At 63.2% G+C, this 14081-nt stretch carries 15 protein-coding genes; 3 read left to right on the top strand and 12 right to left on the bottom strand.

Translation table 11 applies throughout. The annotated features are described in order from the left end of the window. Positions 1-12: 12 nt before the first annotated feature. On the bottom strand, positions 13-891 hold the full coding sequence (locus tag NJ75_RS20425; protein WP_039337772.1) for an ABC transporter permease: 879 nt from the start codon (positions 889-891) through the stop codon (positions 13-15). Between the two features lie 110 nt (positions 892-1001). Here NJ75_RS20425 and NJ75_RS20420 point away from each other — a divergent pair, with 110 nt between their 5' ends. Both NJ75_RS20420 and NJ75_RS20415 read left to right on the top strand, forming a co-directional pair. Beyond that, positions 1002-1700 (top strand): GcrA family cell cycle regulator, encoded by a 699-nt coding sequence (locus tag NJ75_RS20420; protein WP_039337771.1) that lies wholly within the window; start codon positions 1002-1004, stop codon positions 1698-1700. 85 nt (positions 1701-1785) lie between these two features. Further along, the gene (locus tag NJ75_RS20415) at positions 1786-2949 is read left to right on the top strand and encodes a GGDEF domain-containing protein (protein ID WP_231735576.1); all 1164 of its coding nucleotides are present in this window, start codon (positions 1786-1788) and stop codon (positions 2947-2949) included. Positions 2950-2977: 28 nt separating this feature from the next. On the opposite strand, the gene NJ75_RS20410 is transcribed toward NJ75_RS20415, so the two are convergent. The 8 genes from NJ75_RS20410 to NJ75_RS20370 all read right to left on the bottom strand — a co-directional run bounded on the left by NJ75_RS20410 (position 2978) and on the right by NJ75_RS20370 (position 9668). Then, on the bottom strand, positions 2978-3196 hold the full coding sequence (locus tag NJ75_RS20410; protein ID WP_322788221.1) for a hypothetical protein: 219 nt from the start codon (positions 3194-3196) through the stop codon (positions 2978-2980). A 356-nt stretch (positions 3197-3552) separates the two neighbouring features. Then, entirely contained in the window at positions 3553-4062 is a 510-nt protein-coding gene (locus tag NJ75_RS20400; RefSeq protein ID WP_039337767.1) for a hypothetical protein, read from the bottom strand. A 96-nt stretch (positions 4063-4158) separates the two neighbouring features. Beyond that, the gene (pnp, locus tag NJ75_RS20395) at positions 4159-6474 is read right to left on the bottom strand and encodes a polyribonucleotide nucleotidyltransferase (RefSeq protein ID WP_039337766.1); all 2316 of its coding nucleotides are present in this window, start codon (positions 6472-6474) and stop codon (positions 4159-4161) included. Positions 6475-6636: 162 nt separating this feature from the next. Then, the gene (rpsO, locus tag NJ75_RS20390; protein WP_039337765.1) at positions 6637-6906 is read right to left on the bottom strand and encodes a 30S ribosomal protein S15; all 270 of its coding nucleotides are present in this window, start codon (positions 6904-6906) and stop codon (positions 6637-6639) included. 5 nt (positions 6907-6911) lie between these two features. Next, positions 6912-7823 carry a tRNA pseudouridine(55) synthase TruB gene (truB, locus tag NJ75_RS20385; RefSeq protein WP_039337764.1) on the bottom strand — a complete coding sequence of 304 codons (912 nt, stop codon included), beginning with the start codon at positions 7821-7823 and terminating at the stop codon, positions 6912-6914. A 2-nt stretch (positions 7824-7825) separates the two neighbouring features. Further along, on the bottom strand, positions 7826-8533 hold the full coding sequence (locus tag NJ75_RS20380) for a site-2 protease family protein (protein ID WP_039337763.1): 708 nt from the start codon (positions 8531-8533) through the stop codon (positions 7826-7828). After that, positions 8530-9081 (bottom strand): GNAT family N-acetyltransferase, encoded by a 552-nt coding sequence (locus tag NJ75_RS20375; RefSeq protein WP_039337762.1) that lies wholly within the window; start codon positions 9079-9081, stop codon positions 8530-8532. The genes NJ75_RS20380 and NJ75_RS20375 overlap by 4 nt, the downstream gene beginning before the upstream one ends. Beyond that, positions 9078-9668, bottom strand: a complete 591-nt coding sequence (locus NJ75_RS20370; protein WP_039337761.1) for a thymidine kinase — start codon at positions 9666-9668, stop codon at positions 9078-9080. Before NJ75_RS20370 ends, NJ75_RS20375 begins: the two co-directional genes overlap by 4 nt. A gap of 52 nt (positions 9669-9720) precedes the next feature. On the opposite strand from NJ75_RS20370, the gene NJ75_RS20365 reads away from it, so the two are divergent. Then, positions 9721-10311, top strand: coding sequence for a YceI family protein (locus NJ75_RS20365; protein ID WP_052242699.1), 591 nt, complete (start codon positions 9721-9723; stop codon positions 10309-10311). Between the two features lie 3 nt (positions 10312-10314). On the opposite strand, the gene rbfA is transcribed toward NJ75_RS20365, so the two are convergent. The 3 genes from rbfA to infB form a co-directional block, all read right to left on the bottom strand. Further along, on the bottom strand, positions 10315-10713 hold the full coding sequence (gene rbfA / locus NJ75_RS20360) for a 30S ribosome-binding factor RbfA (protein ID WP_039337760.1): 399 nt from the start codon (positions 10711-10713) through the stop codon (positions 10315-10317). Between the two features lie 2 nt (positions 10714-10715). Beyond that, the gene (locus tag NJ75_RS20355; RefSeq protein ID WP_039337759.1) at positions 10716-11252 is read right to left on the bottom strand and encodes a DUF1697 domain-containing protein; all 537 of its coding nucleotides are present in this window, start codon (positions 11250-11252) and stop codon (positions 10716-10718) included. Positions 11253-11683: 431 nt separating this feature from the next. Next, positions 11684-14081: translation initiation factor IF-2 (gene infB, locus NJ75_RS20350; RefSeq protein ID WP_052242707.1), on the bottom strand; the 2398-nt coding region annotated here is incomplete at its 5' end.

Below are 14081 nucleotides of genomic sequence, written 5' to 3'. Positions count from 1 at the left end.
GAATTGTGCTCGTCAGTTCTTGAGCTTCCAGCCGGACTTGAGCAGCCAATACAGCAACGCACCCAGAGCGACATTCACGACACCAAGGCCGATTGCGCCGTGCAGCACGGCCATGTTCGTGTCGCCGATGTCGCTTTGCCCGAGAAAGCCGAAGCGGAAGCCCGAGATCACGTAGAAGATCGGGTTCAGTCGACTCACTGCCTGAAACGCCGGAGCAAGATTGTCGATCACGTAGAACGTGCCCGACAGCATCGAGAGGGGCGTGATGACGAAGTTGGTGACGGCTGCGTTGTGATCGAACTTCTCGGCCCAGATCGACGTCAGCACACCGACGATGGCAAGCAGGATCGAACCCATCAGGCCAAACCAGACGACTGCCCAGGGATGGGCGATCTTCAGCGACACTCCCGGCCAAAGCAGCATTGCCCCTGCCACGGCAAGACCGACCAGAACCGCGCGCGTGACTGCCGCGCCCACCAATGCCGTCATCAGTTCGCCGGTGGAGATTGGCGGCATCAGGTAATCAACAATGGTCCCCTGGATCTTTCCGCCAAGAAGACTGAAACTGGAATTGGCAAAGGCATTGTTGATCATGCCCATCGCGATCAGGCCCGGCGCGACGAAGCTGGCAAAGTTCACGCCAAGAACCATGCGCCCACCATTGGCACCGCCGCCAAGCGCGAGCGTGAATATCATCAGATAAAGCAGCGTGGTGACCGCTGGAGCCCAGATCGTCTGGGTCTGGACCTTGAAGAAACGGCGGACCTCCTTCATATAGAGAGTCCACAGCCCCAGCCTGTTGAAGCCGCGGAACACCGGTTGTCCGGGCGGGGCAAAGGTTCCGGCGTTGCGGGTTGTCGCCCCTTCACGGGGTAGCGGTTGATTGGCCATGGCCATCGCGGTATCGCGCTGGCACGCCGATGGCAAGCACGTGTCGGAACTTGCCGACCGGGCAGATTTTAACGGCCGGACCATTCCGGCACGGAAGGAAACGTGAAGGCATGAGCTGGACCGAAGAGCGGATCGAAAAGCTGACCAAGATGTGGGAGGGCGGGTCAACCGCCAGCCAGATCGCCGATGAACTCGGTGGCGTCAGCCGCAATGCGGTGATCGGCAAGGCACACCGCCTTGGGCTCAAGGCGCGCCCTTCCCCGGTAAAGGCCAACGACAAGACGGATGTGTCGGCTTCTCCGGCAGCGCCCAAGGTTGCCAAGCCGGCCACCCCGGCTCCAGAACCCAAGGTCGCCGCGCCGCGCCCGGTCGTGGCGGCGGCACCGCCAGCTCCGGCGCCGGCACCTCGCGTTGCTCCCTCACCAGCCCCCGAAGCAAAGCCTGCCAGCGATGCTGCACCCGCTGCACCCCAACCGCGAATCGTCTCGGTTGGGCCCGGCGGCTTTTTGCGTCAGGGTCCCGGCGATCAGCAGGCGCCTATCCCGCCCGCGCCGCCACGTCGCCTTGTGCCCGCACGCCCAAGCCCGGAAATCGCCGACAAGACCAGCCTGCTCGATCTCAACGATCGCATCTGCCGCTGGCCGATGGGCCACCCCGGCGAGCCTGATTTCCATTTCTGCGGCGAGAAGGTGAATCCGGGCTTCCCCTACTGTGTGGAGCATTGCGGCCGCGCCTATCAGGCGCAGCTCCCGCGCGGCCATCGTCGGCCTCCCCCGCCGATGCCTTTTGGCGGACCTCGCGTTCGCTGAGATCCACCTCAGGACGAACACGTATTCCCGGAATACTGCGGCGCCGCGTGGTTAATCTCACGCGGCGTTGGCCGTTCTGGCAGACATGACAAATGATCCTTCCTCGCGCGGGTCCCGGTCGCGCCTGCTCAGATGGCTCGGCCTTGCCGGAGAAGCGGAGTCCGGGGAGGAAACACTCGACAGCATCGGCCTCATCCGTGACGTGACTGCGCGCGAAATCTGGCTACCGGCCAAGCGCCGACTTCTCGCGAAAGTGGCGGACTTCCTGATCGATCACGATCTCGAGGTGATGCCGTGGACGCTCGAGATCGCTTACGACTGTGTCACCGGTGCCAAGCCGAAGCTAGCCCAGATGATTCTCGAACGTACTGAAGCGGGTCAGCCGATTACGATTGTCTGGCTCGAACAAGTCGTTCGTGAGGAGGAAGGTGAAACCTCATCCGAACTCCTCGCCGCCCTCATGTCACGGTTGGAAGACACGCTCGAGGAGTTCGCCAGCGCCACGACCCACGCGAGGTCGGCGACGACCGAATATGGCGCCGCGTTGCAGCAACACGTCGATGATCTCGAACAGGTCGGTCGTGCCGGGGCGGTGATCACAGAGCTTGCCGCGCTCGCCAAGGCAATGATGCATCGCACGCGCGAGATCGAACACAACCTCTGCGAGTCCGAGCGGCGAGCAATGGAACTCCAGAAAAGCCTCGACGAAGCGCGTCGGGTAGCCGACGAGGATCACCTCACGGGTCTTCCCAACCGCCGCGCGTTCGAAACCCTGTTCGAAAAGGAATATGCCGCAGCCAAGGCTTCCGGCGAACCGCTCTGCGTGGCGTTTTGCGACATCGATCACTTCAAGCGCATCAATGACTGCCATGGCCACGCCGCAGGCGACCGGGTACTCAAAGTGGTTGCCGAGACCCTCAGCCAGATTTCAGACGCCCGCTGCCATGTGGCGCGGCACGGGGGCGAAGAGTTCGCCGTGCTGTTCCGCGCCCTCCCGCCCGAGAAGGCGTGGGACCGTCTGGATCAGGCGCGCGAAAGCATAGCGGAACGACGCCTCGTCAATCGCGCCACCGACATGCCGTTCGGCCGTGTCACGTTCTCCGGCGGGATCGCCGACGTCTTCGCCTACAAGACCCGCAGCGATGCGCTGCGGGCGGCCGACGAAGCCCTCTATGCGGCAAAGCAGTCGGGTCGGAACTGTATCCTGGTGGCCGGACAGGAACCGCCACCCTTGCGCGACGCGGCCTAGCCGCCTCGAGGCCTGACCCTGTTCGCGATCAGCCGTACTGCGAGTTCTGGCTGCGTTGGAAGGCAAATCTCGGGACGCGTCCTTCGATCATGGTCGTCTTCAGCACGATCCGCATTTCGTCAGCGCCCTCCTCGCGCGTGCAGACAAGCCGCGTTCCACCCGAAGGCAGGACTTCGAGCGCGCTGATAGCGACGCCGGATTTCTCGCAAAGTGCTCGGACGCGGGCTTCGTTCAGTGTGGTATTCATGGCTCGGCTCATGCTAGGTACTCCGTTGCGAACACGTCTGCGATCGTGTTCTGTGTGCTCGGTCGCGCCCACCCTGCCGCTGCAGGCGCGCGCTCGGATCTTCGACAGGTGGAGATGTTGCTGGCGCAGTCTTGCGCAAGCACAAGCTTGTTAGCGCGGTCCTGCCCGCAAGCGCTGGCCACAGCGCCCATCACCAACCTCTGGTGCTTTCCATATTGTTGGTTGAGGTCCACGACAGACTCCCATTGCGTAAGCGGGAGCGCGACAGGTCTCTCAGCCGGTGATGCCTACAATGGTCATCTCACCGATGCCCCCGCTGTGGACCGTTGGCGCGGGAATAGCAAACTTAAAGCGTCTCAATCCTGCAGATCGAACACGATCCGGGGTGCAAACAAGACAAGCTTGCGCGCCCACTCTTCGGGAGTTTCACCGATTACCTCGCTGTCGAAAAGCCGCAGGCGCTCACCCTGCTGGTCGTAAAGGCTGATGAGATCGCTGCTATCATCGCCCCGACGGACGACGATGCGCGAAATGTCGGCAAGCGCGATGAAACCATGATTGCCCGGCCGTCGGCGCGTGCGCCCCTGCCACCACTCCAGCGTACCAGCCTCGAGATCCAGTCGGCTCCCCCGCCGGGTGTTGGCCACAAGTTGACCCGCCGCACCCACGAGGCCAAGCGCACCGACCGCGCCTGCAACGGGCACCAGCCAAGGCGCACACTCGCCACCTTCGCTGCAATTATCCTTGGGGTTTACCATCAGCGACGCCGACACGAAGGCGGCGCCCAGCACTCCCATCAGCCACCAGCGTGGATCGCGCCGCGCACTGCATTCGAAAACCACGATATTGTGTGACGGCCTTGCCATGTCTCCGTGTCTGCCAGCGAATGATGACCGTTTTGCAAATGAAAAAGGCCCCACCTTGCGGTGGAGCCCCTTTCTGTCTGGCCTGCTGGCCGTTCCTCAGTCGTCGGACTTGAGGAACGCCGGCATGTGATCCGGAGCCGGACCGTCTTCACGGTCACGGCGAGGACGATCACCGCCTTCACGGCCCCGATCGCCTCTGGGGCTACGGTCACCACGGCCACCACGATCATTGCCGCGCGGGCCACGACGGTCGCCGCGATCACCACGATCGCCGCGCGGTTCACGCGGTTCACGGGCGGGGCGGGTGTCCTCCAACTCCGCGCCAGTTTCCTGATCGACGACGCGCATCGACAGGCGAACCTTGCCGCGCTGGTCGATCTCGAGGACCTTGACGTAAACGTCCTGGCCTTCCTTCACCACGTCGGTCGGCTTTTCCACGCGCTCGTTCTTCATTTCGGAGACGTGGACGAGGCCGTCCTTGCCGCCCATGAAGTTCACGAAAGCGCCGAAGTCGACGATGTTGACGACCTTGCCCTTGTAGATCTTGCCGACCTCGGCTTCCTCGACGATGCCGAGGATCCAGTTCTTGGCGGCTTCGATCTGGGTCAGGTCCGAAGACGAGATCTTGATCAGGCCTTCGTCGTCGATGTCGACCTTTGCACCGGTGGTGGCCACGATCTCGCGGATCACCTTGCCGCCGGTGCCGATGACGTCGCGGATCTTCGACTTGTCGATCTGCAGCGTCTCGATGCGCGGCGCGTGTGCCGAAAGCTCGGTGCGTGCTTCGCCCAGCGCCTTGGTCATCTCGTTCAGGATGTGCGCGCGGCCTTCCGAAGCCTGCTTGAGGGCAACCTCAAAGATTTCGCGCGTGATGCCGGCGACCTTGATGTCCATCTGCATCGTGGTGATGCCTTCGGACGTGCCTGCCACCTTGAAGTCCATGTCGCCGAGGTGGTCCTCGTCGCCCAGGATGTCCGAGAGGACGGCGAACTCGCTGCCTTCAAGGATGAGGCCCATGGCGATGCCCGAAACCGGGCGCTTGATCGGCACGCCCGCGTCCATCATCGAAAGGCAGCCGCCGCAGACGGTGGCCATCGACGACGAGCCGTTCGACTCGGTCACGTCCGAAAGGACGCGGATGGTGTAGGGGAACTCGTCCTTGGTCGGCAGCACCGGGTGCAGTGCGCGCCATGCCAGCTTGCCATGGCCCACTTCACGACGGCCCGGAGCGCCGAAACGGCCAACTTCGCCAACCGAGTACGGCGGGAAATTGTAGTGGAGCATGAAGTTTTCGTAGCGCAGGCCTTCAAGGCCATCGATCATCTGCTCGGCGTCCTTGGTGCCCAGCGTGGTGGTGCAGATGGTCTGCGTTTCACCGCGCGTGAACAGCGCCGAACCGTGGGTGCGCGGCAGGAAGCCGACCATCGATTCGATCGGGCGGACCTGCGTGACTGAACGACCGTCGATGCGGGTGCCGTCCTTGAGGATGGCGCCGCGCACGATGTCGGCCTCGACCTTCTTCATGGTCTTGATGGCGACCATCTGGGTCTGCGGCGTTTCACCGGCGAACGCTTCCTTGGCCTTGGCGCGGGCGGCGTTCAGCGCGTCGGAACGGGCCGACTTGTTGGTCAGCTTGTAGGCAGCGGCGATGTCCGCGCCGACGAGGTCCTTGAGCTTCTTCTTGATGTCGGCGGTGTTGTCCGACAGGTCGATTTCCCAGGGATCCTTCGCAGCCTTCTCGGCCAGTTCGATGATCGCACCGATGACCTTGCGGCACTCGTCATGCGCGAACAGCACGGCACCGAGCATTTCGTCTTCGCTCAGTTCCTTGGCTTCCGATTCCACCATCATCACGGCAGAGTCGGTCGCGGCGACCACGAGGTCGAGGCGGCCATCGGTCAGCGCGGCGTCCTGCTTCGGGTTCAGCACGTATTCGCCATCGACGAAGCCGACGCGCGCAGCGCCGATCGGGCCCATGAACGGAACGCCCGAGATGGTCAGCGCAGCCGAGGCCGCAATCATCGCGACGATATCGGGTTCGGTCTCGCCGTCATAGCTCAGAACCTGGGCGATGACGTTGATTTCGTTGTAGAAACCTTCGGGGAACAGCGGGCGAACCGGACGGTCGATCAGGCGGGAAACCAGCGTTTCCTTTTCCGTCGCGCCGCGCTCGCGCTTGAAGAAACCGCCCGGAATGCGGCCAGCTGCCGAATACTTTTCCTGGTAGTGGACGGTCAGCGGGAAGAAGTCCTGGCCTTCCTTGACCGACTTTGCCGCGGTGACCGCGCAAAGGACTACAGTTTCGCCGTAAGTGGCGAGGACCGCGCCGTCAGCCTGACGGGCAATGCGGCCGGTTTCGAGGGTGAGGGTCTTTCCGCCCCACTCCAGCGATACGGTTTTGACGTCGAACATTTTACATCCTTCAGCCCGCGCGCCCTATTGCGAACGGGGTTTGCTGCCGGGGAATGCCGTCCCGGTCCGGTGTGGGGCCGTTTGTCTTGCCCCGGAGGCACCTCGCCGAATTGCGAGGACGCCAGAAAGCAAAAGCGGCCCGCTTGGGGCCGCTCCGCTTGGTTACTTGCGAAGACCGAGCTTCTGGATCAGGTCGTTGTAACGACCCACGTCCTTCTTCTTCAGGTAGTCGAGCAGCGAACGACGCTTGTTGACCATCATCAGCAAGCCGCGACGCGAGTGGTTGTCCTTGTGGTTGGACTTGAAGTGCTCGGTCAGCGTCTGGATGCGGCTGGTCAGGATCGCGACCTGGACTTCCGGCGAACCGGTGTCGCCTTCGGCGCGAGCGTGAGCGGCAATGACTTCCTGCTTCTTTTCTGCGGTAATCGACATGTATTCTACTCCGCGACATCCTTCAGATTGAAGCCCCTCTGGACCTTCAGGCTTCCGCCCGAAAGCTCCACCAGCGCGACCGGAACAGATCCGGCCCTCGCCCAGTAAAGCCCGTCCTCGAAGGGCAATCCCGCCAGAACGCGGCCCTGGCGGACCGCCCTTGCCTGCTCGGGATCGAGGGAGAGAGCCGGGATGTCGACCAGCCCTGCCTCCAGCGGCAAGAGTATGTGTTCAAGGGGCGCGCCTTTACCCACATCGTTCAATTTGTCCAGCGAAATCGCCTGGGCAATTTCGAACGGCCCGGCCTTCAGGCGGCGCAGCATGGTAACATGCCCCACGGTGCCGAGCGCGCGGGCAATGTCGCGCGCCAGACTGCGGATGTACGTTCCTTTCGATACATGGGCAGTCAGGGTCAGTTCTTCAACCCGCGCCGGATCTGCAACAGGTTCGGCAACCAGCGAGCGGATCACCACATCACGCGATTTCAGCTCGAACGTCTCGCCCTTGCGCGCAAGGTCATAGGCACGTTCACCATCGACCATCAGCGCTGAATAGGCGGGCGGAACCTGCGAAATCGGGCCGGTAAAGCGCGGCAGCACTGCCTTGATCTGTTGCCAGGAAGGCCGGACGTCGCTTGTCGCCACGATCTTGCCCTCAAGGTCGAGCGTGTCCGATTCCTCACCGAAACGCACCGTGAAGGCATAGACCTTGCTCGCATCGAGCATTCGGCCGCACAGCTTGGTAGCCTCGCCGATGGCAATGGGCAAAACGCCGGTCGCCAGCGGGTCAAGCGTGCCGCCATGGCCCACCTTGCACTTGCCGAACCCCGCCGCCCGCAGGTTGCGCTTCACCGCCGCCACGCCCTGCGTCGAGCCGAGTTCGAGCGGCTTGTCGAGAATGATCCAGCCATCAACCATGGTCAGAGCGGCTCAGGCCCGGCAACCAGCGTCGCCAGTCTGGCAAGGTGCTGTCCGAACCATTCCACCGGTGGCCCGATCAGCCGCTGCACCAGATGCAGCTCCGGCCAGAAGTACGGCAGGATCACGAGGAACGCGAACACCACCAGCAAACCGTAAGGCTCAATCTTGCCATAGACGCGTGCCAGTGGGGCGGGCAGCACGCCCATCACGATGCGCGACCCATCGAACGGCGGAATAGGCAGCAAATTGAACGCGCCGAGGAAAAGATTCACGATCAGGAAGTTGCGCAGGTTGTCCGAAAGGAACAGCGCCCCCAGCCCCGGCTCGGCCATGCCGTCCGTTGCCCGCACCAGCAGGCCCAGCCCGATGGCGGCAATCAAGGCAAGCACGAAATTGGTGAGCGGCCCCGCAGCCGCCACCAGCACCATGCCCCAGCGCGGATTGCGCAAGCGGCGAAAGTCCACAGGCACCGGCTTGGCCCAGCCGAATACCGGCGCCCCGCTCAGCTTCAGCAGCCCGGGCAGAATGATCGTCCCGAATGGATCGACATGGCGCAGCGGATTGAGGCTCAGCCGCTTCTGCTCCGCCGCCGTCGGATCGCCCAACGCCCGCGCCACCCAGCCATGGGCCACCTCGTGGAACACGATCGCCAGGATCATGGGAATTGCGATCGTGGCAATCTGCCAGACCAGACCTTCGGGGTTCATTTCGTCTTGCTCATCCAGTCGTGACGCAGGATCGAAAACAGCACGGTATCGCGCAAACGGCCCGTCCACGTCCGACGCTCGTGCCGCATCACGCCTTCCTGCACTCCGCCAACCTTCCTGACCGCAGCCTGACTGCGCAGGTTCATCGTATCCACCTTGAACGCCACGCGCTCCAGCCCACAAGCAAAGGCGTGGTCAATCATCAGCCGCTTAAGCCGTCCGTTGAGGCCGGTGCCGCGAACCGACGGCACGATATAGCTGTTGCCGATCTCGATCGACCAACCCGGCGCGCCATGTTCGATCCACGCCGTCATGCCGACCAGCACCTCGCCCGAAAAGACAGCATAGGGCCGCCGCTGCGGCGCAGAGTTCAGCAGGCTATCGAATTGCGGATCGAAAGCATCGCCCCGATAGCTGAAAGGATAGACGTCCCAGATCTCGTCATCCTGAGCACAAGCCCGCCGCAGGCCCTCGCGATGATCCTCGCGCAGCGGCTCGAGCCGCAAGTCGCCATCGGCGAGCCTCACGTACAGTCCATCTCCGCTCATGCCCCCATCGCCTCCGAAAAGTGCTTGCGACACAGCGCAACATAGCGGTCGTTCCCGCCGATCTCCGTCTGCGCCCCTGCCCGCACCGCTGCACCGCTTTCGTCCACGCGCAGGTTCATTGTCGCCTTGCGCCCGCAGTGGCAGACCGCTTTCAATTCCACCAGCGAGTCCGCAATGCCGAGCAGCGCTGCCGCCCCTTCGAACAACTCGCCCTGAAAATCGGTGCGCAGGCCATAGCACAGCACCGGCACCCCTGCCTCGTCGGCAATCCGCGCCAGTTGCCAGACCTGTGCCTTGGACAGGAACTGCGCCTCGTCCACCAGCACGCAAGACAGCGGCTGTACCACATGGGCAGCTTTCACCGCTCCCCACAGGTCGGTAGCATGATCGAAACGATGGGCCTCGGCATGAAGGCCGATGCGGCTTTCGATGGCAAAGTCTTGCCCCTTGGCGCCGCCCCGGTCATCCAATGCCGCAGTCCACAGCATCGTGGCCATCCCTCGCTCGCGGTAGTTGAAGTCCGCCTGCAGAAGATTGGTCGATTTGCCGGCGTTCATGCTGGCGTAGTAGAAATAGAGCTTGGCCATCGCGCACAGCCATAAGCACCACGTTCTGGATTGCCAGAGGGATCGCCGACCAATGCGCAGGAAAACTCGACGGATCATCAGCGCACTGGCCAGCGCCGCCGCGACATTGGTCCTGCTCGGCAACGCCCCACCGCAGAAGCTGCGCTACCGCATCGACGCCCCACACAGCGAAGTCCACGCCCGCGTCGGCTTCTTCGGCATCGCCAGCAAGACCGCGCGTTTTCCCGCCATCACCGGCGGGATCGAACTGGACCCAGCGCATCTCGACAACGTGAAGCTCGATGTGACGCTCGATGCGACGGCGCTACAGGCCGGAGATTCCGTCACGCTCAAACGTCTGAAAGGGCCGGACTTCTTCGATGTCGAACAACACCCGCAGGTCCGTTTCATCGGCCGTTCGATGGCGATGACCGGGCCGGTCACGGCGGTCGTCAGTGGCGAACTGACCGCAAAGGGCGTCACCCGCCCGACCACGCTGAACGTGAGTTTCGCCGCACCACCTGCCAAGGCCACCAGGCGCGAGGCAATCCGCCTTTCGGGGCGGACCAGGATCGACCGCACGGATTTCGGAATGAATGCCTATCGCCTGATCGTGTCGAAGTCCGTCACGATCACCATCAATGCGCAGATGGTCCCGGCCTGAAGCTCAATCCTCGGCGTCGAGATCGCGCCGCACTTTCGGGTCGCTCAGCAGCTGCTCGATCCGGCTTGCTTCGTCAAAACTCTCGTCAGGCAGGAACTTCAGTCGCGCCGCGTACTTTAGCCGCAGCCGCTGCGCCACTTCGCGCTGGAAGAACGCGGTATTGGTGCGCAGTGCCTTGAGGACGATCTCCTCGTCCTCACCCAGCAGCGCCTTGATGAACACCGTGGCATGGCGCAAGTCAGGCGACATGCGCACTTCGGTGACCGAAACGGTATGCGCCGAAAGAACGTCGTCATGCACTTCCTGCCGCGTCAGCAGCTCCGACAGGATATGGCGCACCTGCTCACCCACCTTCAGCAGGCGGACGGAACGGGTTTCTGGGGAGGTTTGAAACTTGGCCAATTCTAACTCATCTTCGAAAGGATGCGTGCAATCGATCGCACGTTGCGCGCGGTGCCCCGGCAACCAAGACGGCGCTCGATGAAGGCGCTCGTCAGCTTGCTTTCGGCCACGCTGCTTACGAAATCGATATAGATGCTGCGCTCGCCGATTGCCAGTTTCTCGAGACCGCGCATCGCCTGGTCGGCTGCCAGCTTGTCGAAAGCTGCCTGGTCGGGCTGACGTTCGAGGAACAGCGTGTGGACCAGATTGTCCTTGCCGATGCCGGTAAAGGGATTGCCCTCCACCGCTTGTGCGATTGCTGCCCGATCGCGCACCGCGACAAAGCTCTTGATGTCGAACCGCTCCAGCATGACGTGCGCGAACAGGTCTTCAAGGCCATCCAGCGGACGATCGTCATAGTCGAACAGCAGGTTGCCACTGGCGACCACGGTCTCCAGCCCGGTCAGCCCTTCCCGCTCGAACGCCCAGCGCAGATCCGCCATCGTCACGCGATTACCGCCGACGTTGATGGATCCGAACAGGGCGACATAGCGGGTCATGGCAGGGGGCCGTTCTTGCAATTTAGAGCAAATGTGCTATCAGCAGCGGATCACTACGGTTGCTGATTTCACAATCACCATCCCGGAACCCGGACGCTGCTACGTCCGGGTTCTTTCTGTATTGGGGGTGCCGCTGCTACAGCACCCCCGCACTGGTTTTACTTGCGGCCAAGCTCGATGAGCTTGATCACCAGTCCGACGAGCCCCACGATCAACGTGGCCACGCCGAGAACCAGAATCACTACGGTATCCAATTTCAAAAACATCACCTCCCGTTCTGTCGCCGGTAGCGACCTCGGAAAGGCGTTTTTGGAACAAGACCTGTGTGACCCTAGTCTTGTGCTTTCGAAACTATTGACTAGTCAGACTGCCGCCAGAATGGCAGGATGCCCCGCCACCCCTGAAGGCGGACGAAGCATCCCCTTACATCATCAGAGCGTACGATCGCGCATCTCGACTTCGAAGACTTCCAGCTGGTCGCCAGCCTTGATGTCGTTCGTGTCCTGCAACAGCACGCCGCATTCCAGGCCTGCGCGGACTTCCGGCACGTCGTCCTTGAAGCGGCGCAGCGAGGCGATGGTCGTGCGGCTGACAATGACGTCGCTGCGCGTGAGGCGTGCATGCAGACCCTTGCGGATGACGCCTTCGACCACGAGCAGACCGGCTGCCTTGTCCTTCTTGCCCGCCGGGAAGACTTCCTTGACCTCGGCGCGGCCGACGACCGTTTCGATCGCCTCCGGACCCAACTCGCCCGCCATTTCCGAACGAATGTCGTCGGTGAGCTGATAGATCACGTCGAAGTACTTCATCCGCACCTTGTTGCGCTCGATCAGCTCGCGCGCCTTGGCGTTCGGACGGACGTTGAAGCCCACGATCGGCGCGCCGCTGGCCTGCGCCAGGTTGACGTCGCCTTCGGTGATGGCGCCCACGCCGGACTGCAGGATGCGCACCTTGATCTCGTCGGTCGAGATCTTGTTCAGCGCGTTGACAATTGCTTCGACCGAACCCTGCACGTCGGCACGGACAACCAGCGGATACTCGATGACCGTGTTCTTCGCGGCCAGCGCAGAGAACATATTTTCGAGGCTGGCAGGCGCCTGCACGGTGCGCTTGGCGGTAGCGCGTTCCTGGCGGTACGCCGCCACTTCACGGGCACGGGCTTCGCTTTCGACCACGGTCAGCGTGTCACCGGCCATCGGCACGCCGCCGATGCCGAGCACTTCGACCGGCAGCGACGGGCCCGCCGCCTTCACCTGACGACCCTTGTCGTCCAGCATGGCGCGGACGCGGCCCGACTGGGTGCCGACCACGAGGATGTCCCCGACCTTGAGCGTGCCGCGATTGACCAGCACGGTCGCAAGCGGACCCTTGCCCTTGTCCAGCTTGGCCTCGATCACGGTGGCTTCCGCTGCGCGATCCGGGTTCGCCTTCAGTTCGAGCAGTTCTGCCTGCAGCAGGATCTTCTCGATCAGCTCGTCAAGGCCCGCGCCGGACTTGGCCGACACTTCCACGTCCTGCACGTCGCCCGACATCGCCTCGACGATGATCTCGTGCTCGAGCAGGCGCTCGCGGATCTTCTGCGGATTGAATTCGGGCTTGTCCGACTTGGTGATCGCCACAATCATCGGCACGCCGGCCGCCTTGGTGTGGTTGATCGCCTCGATCGTCTGCGGCATGAGCCCATCGTCACCAGCAACCACCAGAATGACGATGTCGGTGACATTGGCGCCGCGCATGCGCATTTCAGTGAAGGCCTCGTGGCCCGGGGTGTCGAGGAAGGTGATGAACTCACCGCCCTTGGTCTTGATCTGGTATGCACCGATGTGCTGCGTGATGCCGCCGGCTTCGCCGCGCACCACGTCGGTGCCGCGCAAGGCGTCGAGCAGCGAGGTCTTGCCGTGGTCGACGTGACCCATGATCGTCACCACCGGCGGACGCGCCTGCAGCGTGTCCTCGGCGTCAACGTCCGAGGACGTATCGATATCGGCGTCGCTGTCGCTCACGCGCTGGATGTTGTGGCCGAATTCGGTGACGAGCAGTTCGGCGGTATCCTGGTCGATGGTCTGGTTGATGGTGACCATCATGCCCATCTTGAACAGCGCCTTGACGAGGTCCGCAGCCTTTTCGGCCATGCGGTTCGCCAGCTCCTGCACGGTGATCGCATCAGGCACGACCACGTCGCGAACCTGCTTTTCCCGCGGCTGCGACTGGCCGGCGAAGTGCGCACGGCGTTCCTTTTCTCGGGCACGCTTCAGCGCAGCGAGCGAACGGGCGCGTGCACCTTCGTCCTCGTTGAGCGCGCGCGTAACGGTCAGCTTGCCGCCACGACGGTCCTCGGTCTTGCGATCGCGCGGATTGGCGGCGGGCTTCTTCGCAGCAGGCTCGGGACGCTTGATCGGCGCGGGCGAGGCAACCGGGGTAAAGCGGCGCGGTGCCGGGATTACCGGCGCGGCTTCCTCTGCCTTCGGCTCGGCAGCCTTGGCTTCGACCGGAGCAGGCGCGGCTTCCGGCTGCTTGGCCACTTCAGGCGTCGCCACTGGCGTGGGCGCAGGAGTAGGCGCAGCTTCCGGTTCCGGGGTCGGCTCTGGCGCAGGTGCGGGTGCCGCTTCAGCCTTGGCCTTTTCCTCGGCGCGGCGACGCTCTTCCTCGATCGCCTTGAGCTTTTCTTCCTGCTCGCGACGGTTCGCCGCTTCCAGCGCAGCGAGGCGGGCTTCCTCGGCTTCGCGCAGCAGGCGAGCCTGCATTTCCTGGCGGGTTTCGCGGCTGGCCGATGGCGGCGGAGGCGGCGCGCGGCCCGGCGGGGGGTCTTTTTTCCCCGGTGTGGGGGTT

This window comes from Novosphingobium subterraneum (assembly GCF_000807925.1).
GTDB classification, from domain to species: Bacteria; Pseudomonadota; Alphaproteobacteria; order Sphingomonadales; family Sphingomonadaceae; genus Novosphingobium; species Novosphingobium subterraneum.
The sequence above is the reverse complement of the archived record's forward strand: the minus strand, read 5'-3'. Positions and strand labels throughout refer to the sequence as shown.

What these genes read in the sequence shown, in the direction of transcription:
- NJ75_RS20425 (WP_039337772.1), bottom strand. Translation starts at nt 891, where the DNA reads ATGGCCAATCAACCGCTACCCCGTGAAGGGGCGACAACCCGCAACGCC.
- NJ75_RS20420 (WP_039337771.1), top strand. Translation starts at nt 1,002, where the DNA reads ATGAGCTGGACCGAAGAGCGGATCGAAAAGCTGACCAAGATGTGGGAG.
- NJ75_RS20415 (WP_231735576.1), top strand. Translation starts at nt 1,786, where the DNA reads ATGACAAATGATCCTTCCTCGCGCGGGTCCCGGTCGCGCCTGCTCAGA.
- NJ75_RS20410 (WP_322788221.1), bottom strand. Translation starts at nt 3,196, where the DNA reads ATGAATACCACACTGAACGAAGCCCGCGTCCGAGCACTTTGCGAGAAA.
- NJ75_RS20400 (WP_039337767.1), bottom strand. Translation starts at nt 4,062, where the DNA reads ATGGCAAGGCCGTCACACAATATCGTGGTTTTCGAATGCAGTGCGCGG.
- pnp (WP_039337766.1), bottom strand. Translation starts at nt 6,474, where the DNA reads ATGTTCGACGTCAAAACCGTATCGCTGGAGTGGGGCGGAAAGACCCTC.
- rpsO (WP_039337765.1), bottom strand. Translation starts at nt 6,906, where the DNA reads ATGTCGATTACCGCAGAAAAGAAGCAGGAAGTCATTGCCGCTCACGCT.
- truB (WP_039337764.1), bottom strand. Translation starts at nt 7,823, where the DNA reads ATGGTTGATGGCTGGATCATTCTCGACAAGCCGCTCGAACTCGGCTCG.
- NJ75_RS20380 (WP_039337763.1), bottom strand. Translation starts at nt 8,533, where the DNA reads ATGAACCCCGAAGGTCTGGTCTGGCAGATTGCCACGATCGCAATTCCC.
- NJ75_RS20375 (WP_039337762.1), bottom strand. Translation starts at nt 9,081, where the DNA reads ATGAGCGGAGATGGACTGTACGTGAGGCTCGCCGATGGCGACTTGCGG.
- NJ75_RS20370 (WP_039337761.1), bottom strand. Translation starts at nt 9,668, where the DNA reads ATGGCCAAGCTCTATTTCTACTACGCCAGCATGAACGCCGGCAAATCG.
- NJ75_RS20365 (WP_052242699.1), top strand. Translation starts at nt 9,721, where the DNA reads ATGCGCAGGAAAACTCGACGGATCATCAGCGCACTGGCCAGCGCCGCC.
- NJ75_RS20355 (WP_039337759.1), bottom strand. Translation starts at nt 11,252, where the DNA reads ATGACCCGCTATGTCGCCCTGTTCGGATCCATCAACGTCGGCGGTAAT.